This is a genomic window from Kineosporia sp. R_H_3 (assembly GCF_002198675.1).
GTDB lineage: Bacteria > Actinomycetota > Actinomycetes > Actinomycetales > Kineosporiaceae > R-H-3.
This window is the reverse complement of sequence record NZ_MWLL01000091.1, coordinates 18,765-31,253: the sequence shown is the minus strand read 5'-3', so window position 1 is coordinate 31,253 and position 12,489 is coordinate 18,765. Positions and strand designations below refer to the sequence as shown.

Annotated in this window: 13 protein-coding genes; 5 read left to right on the top strand and 8 right to left on the bottom strand. The window is 75.7% G+C overall.

All coding sequences use genetic code 11. From position 1 onward, the window contains the following. Window positions 1–239 precede the first annotated feature (239 nt). The gene (locus ECOMGDLI_RS07790) at window positions 240–638 is read left to right on the top strand and encodes an Rv2175c family DNA-binding protein (RefSeq protein ID WP_088315771.1); all 399 of its coding nucleotides are present in this window, start codon (window positions 240–242) and stop codon (window positions 636–638) included. Between the two features lie 83 nt (window positions 639–721). Here ECOMGDLI_RS07790 and ECOMGDLI_RS07785 read toward each other — a convergent pair whose 3' ends face one another. From ECOMGDLI_RS07785 to ECOMGDLI_RS07775, 3 genes are read right to left on the bottom strand one after another with little or no spacing between them, the layout of a single operon-like run. Next, entirely contained in the window at window positions 722–1,660 is a 939-nt protein-coding gene (locus ECOMGDLI_RS07785; protein WP_088315786.1) for a phytoene/squalene synthase family protein, read from the bottom strand. A 56-nt stretch (window positions 1,661–1,716) separates the two neighbouring features. Beyond that, window positions 1,717–3,279, bottom strand: a complete 1,563-nt coding sequence (gene crtI, locus ECOMGDLI_RS07780) for a phytoene desaturase family protein (protein ID WP_088315768.1) — start codon at window positions 3,277–3,279, stop codon at window positions 1,717–1,719. Beyond that, window positions 3,279–4,421, bottom strand: a complete 1,143-nt coding sequence (locus tag ECOMGDLI_RS07775) for a polyprenyl synthetase family protein (protein ID WP_088315766.1) — start codon at window positions 4,419–4,421, stop codon at window positions 3,279–3,281. The genes crtI and ECOMGDLI_RS07775 overlap by 1 nt, the downstream gene beginning before the upstream one ends. Before the next feature lie 246 nt (window positions 4,422–4,667). Here ECOMGDLI_RS07775 and metF point away from each other — a divergent pair, with 246 nt between their 5' ends. Continuing rightward, complete coding sequence (metF, locus tag ECOMGDLI_RS07770; protein WP_088315764.1) at window positions 4,668–5,573, top strand: methylenetetrahydrofolate reductase [NAD(P)H]; 906 nt, start codon at window positions 4,668–4,670, stop codon at window positions 5,571–5,573. A gap of 19 nt (window positions 5,574–5,592) precedes the next feature. On the opposite strand, the gene ECOMGDLI_RS07765 is transcribed toward metF, so the two are convergent. Further along, the gene (locus tag ECOMGDLI_RS07765) at window positions 5,593–6,375 is read right to left on the bottom strand and encodes an SDR family NAD(P)-dependent oxidoreductase (RefSeq protein ID WP_088315762.1); all 783 of its coding nucleotides are present in this window, start codon (window positions 6,373–6,375) and stop codon (window positions 5,593–5,595) included. A 104-nt stretch (window positions 6,376–6,479) separates the two neighbouring features. Here ECOMGDLI_RS07765 and ECOMGDLI_RS07760 point away from each other — a divergent pair, with 104 nt between their 5' ends. The 3 genes from ECOMGDLI_RS07760 to ECOMGDLI_RS07750 are packed head-to-tail and all read left to right on the top strand — an operon-like array spanning window position 6,480 to window position 8,197. Beyond that, entirely contained in the window at window positions 6,480–7,124 is a 645-nt protein-coding gene (locus tag ECOMGDLI_RS07760) for an SIMPL domain-containing protein (protein ID WP_088315760.1), read from the top strand. A gap of 20 nt (window positions 7,125–7,144) precedes the next feature. Further along, a complete protein-coding gene (locus tag ECOMGDLI_RS07755; protein ID WP_198954657.1) occupies window positions 7,145–7,792 on the top strand; it encodes a CDP-alcohol phosphatidyltransferase family protein in 648 nt (215 codons plus the stop codon). A gap of 39 nt (window positions 7,793–7,831) precedes the next feature. After that, on the top strand, window positions 7,832–8,197 hold the full coding sequence (locus ECOMGDLI_RS07750; RefSeq protein WP_143447569.1) for a hypothetical protein: 366 nt from the start codon (window positions 7,832–7,834) through the stop codon (window positions 8,195–8,197). Between the two features lie 32 nt (window positions 8,198–8,229). Here ECOMGDLI_RS07750 and ECOMGDLI_RS07745 read toward each other — a convergent pair whose 3' ends face one another. The 4 genes from ECOMGDLI_RS07745 to ECOMGDLI_RS07730 are packed head-to-tail and all read right to left on the bottom strand — an operon-like array spanning window position 8,230 to window position 12,444. Continuing rightward, window positions 8,230–9,777 (bottom strand): NAD(P)/FAD-dependent oxidoreductase, encoded by a 1,548-nt coding sequence (locus ECOMGDLI_RS07745; protein WP_088315754.1) that lies wholly within the window; start codon window positions 9,775–9,777, stop codon window positions 8,230–8,232. Next, complete coding sequence (locus ECOMGDLI_RS07740; RefSeq protein ID WP_158220931.1) at window positions 9,774–10,424, bottom strand: hypothetical protein; 651 nt, start codon at window positions 10,422–10,424, stop codon at window positions 9,774–9,776. Before ECOMGDLI_RS07740 ends, ECOMGDLI_RS07745 begins: the two co-directional genes overlap by 4 nt. Continuing rightward, window positions 10,421–11,542 (bottom strand): glycosyltransferase family 2 protein, encoded by a 1,122-nt coding sequence (locus tag ECOMGDLI_RS07735; protein WP_233153355.1) that lies wholly within the window; start codon window positions 11,540–11,542, stop codon window positions 10,421–10,423. Before ECOMGDLI_RS07735 ends, ECOMGDLI_RS07740 begins: the two co-directional genes overlap by 4 nt. After that, on the bottom strand, window positions 11,539–12,444 hold the full coding sequence (locus tag ECOMGDLI_RS07730) for a carotenoid biosynthesis protein (RefSeq protein WP_088315750.1): 906 nt from the start codon (window positions 12,442–12,444) through the stop codon (window positions 11,539–11,541). The genes ECOMGDLI_RS07735 and ECOMGDLI_RS07730 overlap by 4 nt, the downstream gene beginning before the upstream one ends. Window positions 12,445–12,489: the final 45 nt, after the last annotated feature.

Here is a 12,489-nt window from a genome sequence, read left to right as displayed (position 1 = left end):
CGCGGGGCGCTTCCCTGCACCCTGGCGGCGGCGTCTGCTGCTCATGGTCAGCGGCTCCTGTCACGTCCTGTGACTGTTGTGGTCGCTGGGACGGATGGGACGGTAGCGGAGCCACGTTCCGTGATCACGTAAGCGCGCCGATCGGTGTTGACACGGTGTCGGGACCGTGGCCGGCCCTCGCGAGGGCTCCCGACGGGGTGGTGCGCCCCGGGACGGGCCGGGCGTGGCAGGCTTGACCCGTGACCGAGACGGCCCGCCCGACCGACCCCGCAGACCACGGCCTCGACGCGCTCGTCGACGCCTGGCTGCCCCTTCCGGACGTCGCCGAGCAGCTCGGCCTCGACGTCGGCAAGGTCCGCCGCCTCCTGCAGGACGGCGCGCTCCTCGCCGTCCGCCGGGGCGAGCGCCGGATCCTGTCCGTCCCCGCCCTGCTCCTCATCGAGGTGGAGGGCCGCATGCAGCCGCTGCCCGAGCTCAAGGGCACGATCAGCGTCCTCGCCGACGCCGGCTACGACGCCGCCGAGTCGCTGCGCTGGCTCTTCACCCCGGACGAGTCGCTGCCCGGCAGCCCGGTCGAGGCGCTGCGCGCCGGCCACAAGACGGAGATCCGCCGCCGCGCGCAGGCCCTCGCCTTCTGACCAGCCCGCTCATGCTCGTGGCGCGTACCGTTCCGGCGCCGTCGCGGGCCGCAGACCGGTACCGGACGCGAGCATGAGCGGTGTCAGGGGACGGCGACCCACTTCGCGGCGTCCTTGCGGGCCGCGCGGGCGCGGCGCAGCCCGGGGATGGCGACCTTGAGCCGCTCGGGCATCGGGACCGACACCCGCTGCGTGAGCACCTGGTAGTGCGCCGCCTCGACGGCGCCGAGGATGCCGCCGTACAGGGTGAACGCCGTCCGGACGCAGTCGCGGCTCGTCGGGTGCAGCATGTCGATGCCGGGCTCGGCGAAGGCGTAGAGCTGCCGGGTGCGCTCGATCTCGAACTTGAGCAGCTCGCGGACCGGCGGCGTGACGACCCCGCGGGCGAGCACCTGCCGGGTGACCCCGAAGACGTCGAGGTCCTCCATGGGCAGGTAGACCCGGCCGCGCTCGAGGTCCTCGCCGACGTCCCGGATGAAGTTCGACATCTGGAACGCCTCGCCGAGCGCCCGCGCCCGGGCGCCGGCCTCGGGGGCGACCGGCTCGAGCACCGGGAGCATCTGCAGGCCGATGACCGCGGCCGACCCGTACATGTAGTGCTCGAGGTCGGCGTACGTCTTGTACTCGGTGACGGTGATGTCCATCCGCATGGACTCGAGGAACGCCTCGACGTGCGCGCGGGGGATCTGCCAGCGGCGCATCGTGTGGAGCATCGCCGCACCGACCGGGTTCGTCGTCGAGCCCTGGGCGAGCGCGTCGAGGAAGACCGCGCCCCAGTCGAGCAGCGCCTGCGGGTCCGGGTCGGTGAGGGAGTCGACGAACTCGTCGGCGTACCGGGCGAAGCCGTAGAGCGCCCAGACGTACGGCCGCTTCTCCGGCGGGAGGAGCAGGGTCGCGAGGTAGTACGTCTTGCCGTGCTCGGCGTGCAGCCGGCGGCACTGCTCGAAGGCGGAGCGGAGCTCGGGATCGGTGATCCCGGCGGCATCGAGGCAACGGGCGCTGCTGCGGTTCACGCGGGGCATCCTGCCTGACTCCGGGGGGATCCCCGCAACCCGCAGGTCGGCGGGGGTCTCGTCGGTCAGCGCCACGCGCGCGACCGGTAGCTCTTGTCGGGGCCGAGGACCCGTTCGGCGGCGAGCCGGCCGGAGACGAGGACCATGGGGACGCCGACCCCCGGCTGGGTGCCGGAGCCGGTGAAGACGACGTTCTCGCCCCACAGGTTGCCGGGCCGGAACGGCCCGGTCTGCCGGAACGAGTGCGCCGCCGCGAACGGGGCGCCGCGCTCCATCCCACGTGCCTGCCAGTCCAGCGGCGTCGTCACGTGCTCGACCTCGATGGCGTCGCCGAACCCCGTGTAGCCGCGGGCCTCGAGCGTCGTGACGACGTGCTCGCGGTAGTGCGGGGCGAGCGTCGTCCAGTCCAGGGGCGAGTCGAGGTTCGGCGTCGGGAAGAGCACGTAGTAGATCTGCTTGCCGTCCGGGGCGAGCGAGGGGTCGGACCGGGTCGGGTTCGTCACGAGCACCGACGGGTCGCTCATGAGCCTGCCGGACAGGAGCTCGTCGAAGATCTCGCGCCACGCCGTCCCGAAGTGGATGTTGTGGTGGGCGATGTCCGGGTAGCTCGCCGACGAGCCGGCGAGGAGCAGGTAGCAGGACGGCGAGTACGTGAGGCCCTTCGCCCGCCAGTGGTCCTTGCCGAGCAGGTCGCGGTAGGCGACCGGCAGGTCCGGGTTGAGGACGACGACGTCGCACGCGATCCGCTCGCCGTCCGCCGTGACGACGGCGCTCGCCCGGCCGCCGGAGTGCTCGACCTTCGTCACGGTCGTCGAGTAGCGGATCTGCACGCCGTGCTTCTCGGCGGCCGCGGCCATCGCCTGCGGGACGGCGTGCATGCCGCCCTTGGGGAAGAAGACGCCCGCGACGGAGTCCATGTACGCGATGACCGCGTAGATCGCGAGGGCGTCGTACGGCGAGAGCCCGGCGTACATCGCCTGGAACGAGTAGATCCGTTGCGTGCGAGGGTCTTTCAGGTACTCCTCGACCTTCGGTGCGAGCTTGCGGAAGCCGCCGATCGCGACGAGCTTGGCGAGGTTGACCGAGAGCAGGTCGAGGGGGGAGTCGATGTTGCGGTCGATGAAGTCCCGCATCTCGTAGTCGTAGAGCTTGGAGACGAAGTCGACGTACTTGCGGAAGCCCGCGGCCTCGCCCGCGCTGATGACCGTCTCGATCTCGGCGGCCATCGCGTCGACGTCGGAGTGGACGTCGAGGCGCGAGCCGTCCGCGTACGTCGCGCGGTAGAGCGGTGCGACCGGCTCGAGCTCGAGCCAGTCCTCCATCCGCTCGCCGAGCGCGTCGAAGCAGTCGGCGATGAGGTCGGGCATCGTCAGCACCGTGGGGCCCGGGTCGAACCGGTACTGCCCGTCGGCGGTGTCGGACACGACGACGCCGGCCCGCCCGCCGGGGACGTCCTCACGCTCGAGCAGGGTGACGCGGCGCCCGGCGCCGGCCAGCCGCATGGCCGTAGACAGTCCGGCGAGACCGGCCCCGACGACGACCACGTGGTCGGTGGGGCCGGTGACGGTGCGGGTGCGGCCGGGCAGCCAACCGGCGGCGCGGCGGCCGCGCTGCGACAGGGTGGCCATCAGAAGGCCCGCGCGGTCGCGGCGACGACGAGACCCTCGAGGACCTCGCGGGCCTGCGGGTCGACGTCCGCCGAGGCGAGCGCCGCCCGGCACTGCCCGACGAGCTCGTCGACGAGCGTCTCGGTGGCCTCCAGGGCGCCGGTCGAGACGATGACCTCGCGCAGCGCCTCGACGCCGTGGGCGTCCAGGCCCGGGTCGCCGAGCAGCGAGCGGACGAGGCCGGCCTGCGCCGGGGACGCCGTCTCGAGCGCCTTGGCCACGAGCACGGTCCGCTTGCCCTCGCGCAGGTCGTCGCCCGCGGGCTTGCCGGTCTGCTCCGGGTCGCCGAAGACGCCGAGGACGTCGTCACGCAGCTGGAAGGCCTCGCCGAGCGGCAGCCCGTAGGCGGAGTACGCCGCGAGCAGCTCGGGGGAGGCGCCGGCGAGCGCGCCGCCGATGAGCAGCGGCTGCTCGATCGTGTACTTGGCGCTCTTGAACCGGATGACGCGGCGGGCGCGGGACACGGCGTCCGGCCGGGCGTCGTCCGGGTGCTCGGCGGCGTGCACCGCCTGCTGGCCGGCGATCGCCTGCTCGAGCATGTCGAGGTACTGGCCGCCCATGAGCTCGGTGCGCATCCGGTCGAAGACCGCGCGCCCGCGCAGCATCGCCGTCGCGTCGAGACCGGCCGCCTGGAAGAGCTCGTCGCTCCACACGAGGCACAGGTCCCCGGCGAGGACGGCGCCCGCGAGGCCGAAGCGCTCGCCGTCGCCGGTCCAGCCCGAGCCGCGGTGCAGCGTCGCGAAGCGGCGGTGGACGGCGGGCATGCCGCGCCGGGTGTCGGAGTCGTCCATGACGTCGTCGTGGATGAGCGCCGCGGCCTGGAAGAACTCCAGCGCCGCCGCAGCGGTGACGACCTGCTCGCAGTCGGCCCCGCCGGCGCCGCGCCAGCCCCAGTAGCAGAAGGCCGGGCGCAGCCGCTTGCCGCCGCGCATGAGCTCGGCGACGGCGTCGACCATCGGCGCGCACTCCGGGCTCACGCCGTCGAGGACGTCCGACTGCCGCGCGAGGAACGTGTCGATGACCTTGTGCACCCGCACACGCAGGTCCTCGACGTCGAGCGGGCTCGTCGTCGCGTGCTGCGCGGTGGTCGGTTCGGCGGTCACGGGCCCTCCGGGGCGACGGGTGGGGGAGCGGACTGGCTGCGGCGGCGTCCACGTCGAGGGTATGGGCGGGGCGGCCCGACGGCACCTCGCAGCCCGGCCCGGGCCACGAGGTGCCGCCGCCCTGCACCTGCTCTTCCGGCCGGGCGGGTGCCGTGGATGCAGCCGTGGCCGGGTGGTCCGGGCGGAATCGTCCGGGTCGTGGACGTCACGCTCCCCACGATGTGGAACTCGCCTAGTGTGTTGCGCATGACGCGACAGGACGGCCTCGGTGAGACGCTCCGACGACACCTCTCCGGAGGCGGCCGGTCGTTCTCGTTCGAGTTCTTCCCCCCGAAGGACGACGCGGGGGAGGAGACCCTCTGGCAGGCGATCCGCCGGCTCGAGCCGTTCGCCCCGCTCTTCGTCTCCGTGACCTACGGCGCGGGCGGCTCGACGCAGGACCGGACGACGCGGATCACCCGCCAGATCGCCGAGGTCACGACGCTCGACCCGATGGCCCACCTCACGTGCGTCGGTGCGTCGGCGGCCGAGCTGCGGCACGTCGTCGGCGGCTACGCCGACGCCGGGGTCCGCACGGTCATGGCGCTGCGGGGCGACCCGCCCGGCGGCCCGGGCACGCCGTGGACGCCGCACCCCGGCGGCCTGGACCACGCGATCGACCTCGTTCGGCTCGTCCGCGAGACGAGCAGCTTCTCCATCGGCGTCGCCGCCTTCCCGGACGGCCACCCGGAGAGCCCGGACCTCGAGCACGACGCCCGGATCCTCACCATGAAGGCGGACGCCGGGGCCGACTTCGCGGTGACCCAGTTCTTCTTCGACCCGGCGGCGTACTTCCGGCTCGTGGACCGGGTCGCGGCTCTCGGACAGGACATCCCGATCCTGCCCGGGATCATGCCCGTGACGAACCTCAAGCAGATCACGCGCTTCGCGCAGCTGTCCGGCACCCCGGTGCCGGCGGCCGTCGTGGACCGGCTCGAGGCCGTCGGCGGCGACCCGGACGCCGTCCGGCAGGTCGGCGTCGAGCTCGCCACGGAGCTGTGCGCGACGCTGCTCGAGGGCGGCGCGCCGGGCCTGCACTTCTACACCCTCAACCGCTCGACCTCGACGCTCGAGGTGTTCGCGAACCTCGGGGTCGGCGCCGGCGCGCACTGACCCGGGCAGGCCCGCACCGTCAGGCGACGGGCCAGGTCTCGGGGAGCCCGTGGCCGCCGTCCGCGACGAGCACCGCCCCGGTGACGAACGACGCCGACGCGTGCGCGAGGAAGAGCACGCAGGCCGCGATCTCGTCCGGCGTCCCGCTGCGCCCGGCCGGGCCCGCCGCCGCGGCGGCCCGCTCGAACGCGAGCTGCGAGCCCGTCGCGACGTAGCCGGGCGCGACGACGTTGACGGTCACGCCGTCGGCGACGACCTCGAGCGCGAGCGCCCGGGACAGCCCGTTGAGCCCCGCCTTCGCGGCCGTGTAGGTCGCCTGGCCCGGCATCGCGTTCGTCGTCCCGGTCGTCGAGCCGACCGAGACGATCCGGCCGTAGCCCGCCGCACGCATGACGGGGACGACGGCCCGGCACATGAGGAACGCCGTCGTGAGGTTGCGGGCGAGCGCGGCCTCCCAGCCGGTGAGGCTGAGGTCGGTGACCTGCTCCTCGGCGTCCCAGCCGGTCGTCACCGACGTCATGCCGGCGTTGTTGACGAGGACGTCGACCCGGCCCCAGCGCTGCACCGCGGCATCGACGAGGGCCTGCGCCCCGGCCTCGGTCGTCAGGTCCGCGGCGACCCCGACGGCGTCCGACCCGGTCGCCGCGGTCACCTCGGCGGCCCGGTCGTGGACCCGGTCCGACGTCGCCCCGAGGACGACCCGTGCCCCCTCCGCGGCGAGCCCGCGGGCCACCGCGAACCCGATGCCGGCCGGCGCACCCGCGCCCGTGACGATCGCGACCCGGTCGCTGAACCTGCCCATCCGCCGGAGGGTACCGGCGTGCGGCCGGCGACCCGCGCCCGGCGAGGCGCACCCGACGGCGTCGGTCCCGCGACGCCGGGCCCCGCGGCGACCATGATGGGCGCATGACCGAGACGAACCCGTCCATCGTCAGCGTGAGCGGCACCGGGACGGCGTCCGCGCCCCCGGACGCGATGCGGATCCGGCTCGCGGCGAGCGCGTTCCGCCCGACGCTCGCGGCGGCCCTCGCCGACTCCGAGTCGGCGGCGGCGCGGGTGCGTGCCGCGTTCGCCGCGGGCGGGGTCGCCGCCAAGGACGCCGTGACCCAGGGCCTGTCCGTGCACGCCGAGCAGGTCTGGACCGAGGGCAAGGGCAACGAGGTCACCGGCTACCGCTCCGACCACGAGCTGCTCGTGACGACCCGCGACATGGACGCCGCCGGCCGGGTGCTCGGCGAGGCGCTCGTCGCGGGCGGGGACGACGTCCGGCTGCACGGCGTCGAGTTCGTCGTCGAGGACGACGCCCCGCTGCTCGTCGAGGCCCGGGCCGCCGCGTGGCGTGACGCCGTCGCGAAGGCCGAGCAGATCGCCGGGCTCGCCGGCCGCCCGCTGGGCCGGGTCGTCAGCGTCGTCGAGGGCGGCGTCGGCGCGATGCCGCCGCCCATGCCGAAGATGCGGATGATGGCCGCTATGGCCGCGCCGGACATGGCCGTCGAGCCCGGCGGGGTCGACGTCCACGTCTCGCTCGCCGTCCAGTGGGAGCTCGAGTAGGCGGGCCCGCGCCGGCCGTGATGTCCCGCGCGGAGTACCTCGAGCGGTGGACGGCGCTGCACGGCGGCGTCCCCGCGACCGGGCTCGTCGGCGGCTGGCTCACGATGGCGCACACGCTCGCCGGGCCGCTCGTGCGGCTGCGCGTCGGCCCGGACGGCGTCACCCTGCTCGGGCTCGGCGTCGCGCTCGCCGCGCTGTGGCCGGCGTCCGTCGGCGGCCGGGCCGCGCTCGCCGTCGCGGTCGTCGTCACCGTCGCGGGCGTCCTCGACAACCTCGACGGGGCCGTCGCGGTGATGACGGGCCGGGTCACCCGCCGGGGCGCCGTCCTCGACGCGGTCTGCGACCGGCTCGCCGACGCCGCGTTCGTCGGCTGCCTCTGGCTGCTCGGCGCCCCCGGCTGGCTCGTCGTCGCGGGCGGCGCCGTCGCGTGGCTGCACGAGTACCTGCGGGCCCGCGCCGCCGCCGGCGGGATGAGCGAGGTCGGCGTCGTGAGCGTCTCCGAGCGCCCGACCCGGATCGTCGTCACGGTGATGTTCGCCCTCGGCGCCGGGATCTACCCCGGGGCGGGGGAGCGCTGGGCGCTCGCCGGGGCCGCGGCGTGGCTCGTCGTCGGCCTCGTCGGGTTCACCCAGGTCGCGCTCGTCGTCCGCCGCCGGCTGACCGGCTGACCCCGGTCGCGACCGTGCGGGCCCGGTAGGTTGGTGATCGTGACGGACGTGCCGCCCGCCGATCGCTTGCTGCGCCACAGGGGGTCCGAGGAGGACGCCGAGGCGCTGCTGCGGGCGCTCGAGGAGGAGGGGCTCCGCACCCAGGTCGTCGGCCGACAGGCGCGCCCCACGGGCGCGTCGATCTACTGGCTCGTCGACGTCGCGGTCTGGGGCGCTCAGCAGGCCGGCGCCGCGGTGGTCGCCGTGGCCGTCGACCGGGCCGTCCGCAGGTGGCGGGAGCGCGGTGCCCGTGGGCAGCTCGTGGACCCGCCGGCGGGCCCCGTGCTGCGTCGCCCCGAGCCGCCCCGGTCGGCGGACGGCGCCGAGAAGGACGACGGAGCCGTGACGGAGGACGGCGTCGGCTGAGGGTCCTCGGTCCGCGGGCGATCAGAGCGGTGTCAGGCCGGGCCGACGAGCTTGGTGACGATCGCGGCGGACAGCCCGACGAGCGGGATGCCGCCGCCGGGGTGGGACGAGCCGCCGACGAGGAACAGCCCCGGCACCGGGGAGCGGTTCGCCGGGCGCAGGAACGCCGCGCGGGCGCCGTTGCTGCTCGTGCCGTAGATCGAGCCGCCGACGCTGCGGGTGTCGCGCTCGAGGTCGGCGGGGGTGCGGACGACACGCCACAGCAGCCGGTCCCGGACGTCGAGCCCGCGGGCGGCCATGAGGTCGAGCACGGTGTCCGCGTAGGCGTCGGCGAAGCCGGGAGCGTCCCAGTCGATACCGCTCGGCCGGCCGAGGATGCGGCTCGCGCCCGGGTCCGGCGTGCCGTCGGCGACGTGCCGGGGCGCGTTGACGAGGACGAACCAGGCCTCGGTGTCCGGACCCGGCCGCAGCGCCGGGTCGTCGGGGGCGCTGACGTAGATCGTCGGGTCCGGGACCGCCCGCGGCCCGGAGAGCCGGTGCGGCCCGGTGCCGAAGATCGAGTCGAACTCGTCGTCGTAGTCGTCGCCGAAGAGCACCGTGTGGTGCCGCAGCCCGGGCGTGCGGCCGCGCAGCGCGAGGAGCAGGACGACGCCGGACAGCGAGGGCTGGGTGCGGCGCAGCGCCTGCAGCGCGGGCGCCGCGACGTCCGGCGGGACGAGGTCGCGGTAGAGGTGCGCGGCGTCGGCGTTGGCGACGACGACGTCCGCCGCGACGGTCTCGCCGTCGACGAGTCGGACGCCGCTCACCCGGCCGCCGTCGACGCAGATCCGGGTGACGTCGGCGCCGGTGCGGACCCGGGCGCCGCACGCCAGGGCCCGGGCGTGGACGGCGTCGAGGAGCACCCGCATCCCGCCCGGCACGTACCAGGAGCCGAACGCCTGCTCGACGTACGGCACGGTCGCCAGGGCGGCCGGGGCCCGGCGCGGGTCGGAGCCGGTGTACGTGGCGTACCGGTCGAGGAAGGTCCGCTGGTGCGGGTGCCGCAGGTACTGCCGGCCCAGGCCGCGCAGCGACCGCCAGGGTGCGATGGTCCGCAGGTCGCTGACCCGGCGGGACTGCGCGACGAGCGAGCGGGCACCGTCGAGCGGGGACTCGAGGAACGTCTCGCGGGTCGCGTCCCAGATCCGCGCGGCGCGCTCCATGAAGGAGGTCCAGTCGGCACCCGCGCCGCCGCCGACCGCGTCGTCCCAGGCCGCGGCGATCCGGGCCCGCGACACGTTCGGCATGTCGAGCTCGGTGCCGTCCGCGAACCGGTAGTGCGCGGCGGGGTCCACCGGGGCGATGTCGACGGCGTCCTCGAGCGGGCCGCCCGTCTTGAGGAACAGGTCGCGGTAGACGGCCGGCAGCGTGAGCAGGTGCGGACCGGTGTCGAACACGAAGCCGTCGCGGGCGTAGCGGCCGAGCTTGCCGCCGACGGTCGCGGCCTGCTCGAGCACCGTCACGTCGTGGCCGAGCCGCGCGAGCCGGGCGGCGGCGGCGAGACCGCCGAGGCCCGCGCCGACGACGGCGACACGGCTCACCGCTGCACGGTCCCGCCGACGCTGAACGAGCGCCGCGCGCCCGCACCCTCGACGGCGACGAGGAGCACCTCGTCGCCGCGCGCGTAGATACGGCCGCCGGTGCCGGGGGCCAGGGTGCGGCCGTCGGTCGACTCGAAGCCCTGCTTGCGGAAGGCCTTGTCGTAGAACGCGAGGATCGTGTCGGCGGACCGCTTCGAGGTGCCGCTGAGGGAGACCTCGAGCCGGTCGCCGGACGTGCGTACGGCGCTCGCGGTGACCGTCGCACCGGGCAGCACCGGGATGACGTCGGTCGGGAAGCCCGCCATGAGCCCCGCGGTCGCCGTCCCGCTGCCGGACGGCGCGACCGCGTCGGGCGCCCCGCCGGCGGGCGTCGGCTCGACGGCCGGGTCGGCGGGCGTCGTGCCGGCCGTCGTCCCCGCGGACGACGCGACCGCCGGCTCGACGGACGCCGCACCCGCCGGGGACGACGTCGAGGCACCGACGGTCGGCAGCGTCGGCCCCGGCACCGCACGGTCGGTGCCGCTGCCGCAGCCGGCGAGCACGACGGCGAGCACCGGGGCGAGGACGGGGACGAGGACCGAGGCGAGGACCGGGGCCGGCCGGGCAGCGGCGGCGGGACGGCGGGTCGAGGTCATGGGTCGGGTCATCCGTCTCCGCCGGGCAGCACCCGGCCCTTCCAGGTGAGGGCTCCCGCGTCGTGCAGGCGCCAGGACCGCGCGGTGAGCCAGCCGAGGACGGCGACCGACGCGGGGTGGGCGAAGGAGTCCGGCAGGGAGCGGCCACCGGTGCGCTCGGCGACCGCGTAGCGGCCGGCGACCGCGGCGACGTAGCCGGCGAGGCCGACCCGGGAGCCGCGCAGGGCGGCCACGGCGGGGACGACGTAGAGGACGCCGAGGCCCCCGAGGGTCGCGGCGGCCCCGGCCCGCGAGCCGAACGCCGACCACAGCGACTTCGAGTAGCCGTCCCGGACGGCGGCCCAGCCGTCGTACATCCGGCACGTCGCGAGGTGCGAGCCGTCGACGACGCCTCCGGTGCCGCCGACGGCTTTGACCGCGCGCAGCAGCGCGATGTCGTCGAGGACCTCGCCGCGGACGGCGCCGTGCCCGCCGGCCTTCGCGTACGTCGCCGCGTCGACGGCGAGGAGCTGGCCGTTCGCGGCGGCGAGCGACGGCCGCGGCGACGACTCGGCGAGCCGCAGCGGCAGCGTCGTGAGCCAGGACCACTGCAGGAGCGGCTGCACGAGCCGTTCGGCGGGGGTGCGGGCGAGCTGGCGCGGGTACGGGCTCACGAGGTCGAGGCCGGTGCGGCGCAGGAGGTCGACGGTGGCGGCGACGGCGTGCGGTGCGAGCCGGACGTCCGCGTCGAGGAAGACGAGCACCGAGCCGGACGCCGCCTCCGCGAGCCGCGCGCACGCGTTCGGCTTGCCGAGCCAGCCGGCCGGCGGCGGCGTGCCGGTGAGCAGCCGCACCCGCGGGTCGTCGCCGGCGACCTGCCGGACGACGTCCGCGGTGCCGTCCGTCGAGCCGTCGTCGAGGACGAGGACCTCGAGGTCCTCGACACCGACCTGCTCGAGCACCGACGCCAGGCAGCGGCCGACGTGCGCCGCCTCGTCGCGGACCGGCAGGAGCACGCTGACCCGTTCGTCCACCGGCGGCGGGTCGTCGTCCGGCACCCGCAGGGCCCGCATGTTCACCAGGGAGTGGGCCGTGAGCGCGGCCGAGCCGAGGCTCCCGGCCCACACGAGACGCCGCCAGAGCCGGGTCACCGCCGCACCTCCCGGACCACCCGGGCCACCGTGAACAGGTACGGCGCGGTGCACACGCCCATCGCGACGAGCCCGTAGGCGGCGACGGCCGGCCGGTCGAAGAACGCGAGGTTCGCCAGGCCGGAGCCGAGCCAGGTCCAGGCGAGGAGCGCGGCGGGGACGAGGTCGGCGCGCGCGTCGGCACCGGGGCCGGTCCCGCCGCCGCGCGGCGCGGACCGCGGCACGACGGCGTCGAGCGCCGAGACCATGACGAGCGCGACGAGCACCCAGCCGGCGTAGTTCGTCAGCGGGACCCCGGGGACGCCGGGCAGCGCGGGCTCGGGGAACCGCCACGTCCAGTGCCCGGCCGCCACCATCTGGGGATCGAGGTAGAGGTCCCAGGCGGCGAGGGTCAGCCCGCCGGCGGCCGCGGTCGCGACCCGGCGCGCGGCCCGGCCGGGGAGCCCGCCGGCCAGCCGCCGCCCGAGGAGCAGGCAGGGCCAGGCCATCATCGTCCAGGCCAGCGGGACGACGACGGGGACGCCGAGCGCCTTGGCGCCGAGGCTGTCCGCGTAGGCGTACTCCCCGAACGGGACACCGGTGCGGACGCCGACGGTCTCCGCGAGCAGTCCGAGACCGCCCGCGACGACGAGGACGGCGAGCGCCGTCCGGGCCCCGCGGGTCGTCGCCGCGTGCACGAGGGACGCCGTCGCGAAGAGCAGCACCGTGGCGATCGTCGAGAGCCGCAGCGCCTCGCCGGACAGCAGCGGATAGCTGATCTGGACGAGGACGACGGCCCCCGCCAGCACGAGCGGGACGACGTGCGGGAGGGGTCGGCCCGCGCCGCCGGTGCCCTGCGGCCCGCCCGGGCCGTCGGCACCTGCCGGGGCCTCGCGCGGGTGCGTCGTCGCCGAACCGTCCACGGCCGGAGTCTAGGCGTGCGGACCCGGGACCCACCTGCCGAGGAC

What these genes read in the sequence shown, in the direction of transcription:
- ECOMGDLI_RS07760 (WP_088315760.1), top strand. Translation starts at nt 6,480, where the DNA reads ATGACCGAGACGAACCCGTCCATCGTCAGCGTGAGCGGCACCGGGACG.
- metF (WP_088315764.1), top strand. Translation starts at nt 4,668, where the DNA reads ATGACGCGACAGGACGGCCTCGGTGAGACGCTCCGACGACACCTCTCC.
- ECOMGDLI_RS07740 (WP_158220931.1), bottom strand. Translation starts at nt 10,424, where the DNA reads ATGACCCGACCCATGACCTCGACCCGCCGTCCCGCCGCCGCTGCCCGG.
- ECOMGDLI_RS07755 (WP_198954657.1), top strand. Translation starts at nt 7,145, where the DNA reads ATGTCCCGCGCGGAGTACCTCGAGCGGTGGACGGCGCTGCACGGCGGC.
- crtI (WP_088315768.1), bottom strand. Translation starts at nt 3,279, where the DNA reads ATGGCCACCCTGTCGCAGCGCGGCCGCCGCGCCGCCGGTTGGCTGCCC.
- ECOMGDLI_RS07765 (WP_088315762.1), bottom strand. Translation starts at nt 6,375, where the DNA reads ATGGGCAGGTTCAGCGACCGGGTCGCGATCGTCACGGGCGCGGGTGCG.
- ECOMGDLI_RS07785 (WP_088315786.1), bottom strand. Translation starts at nt 1,660, where the DNA reads ATGCCCCGCGTGAACCGCAGCAGCGCCCGTTGCCTCGATGCCGCCGGG.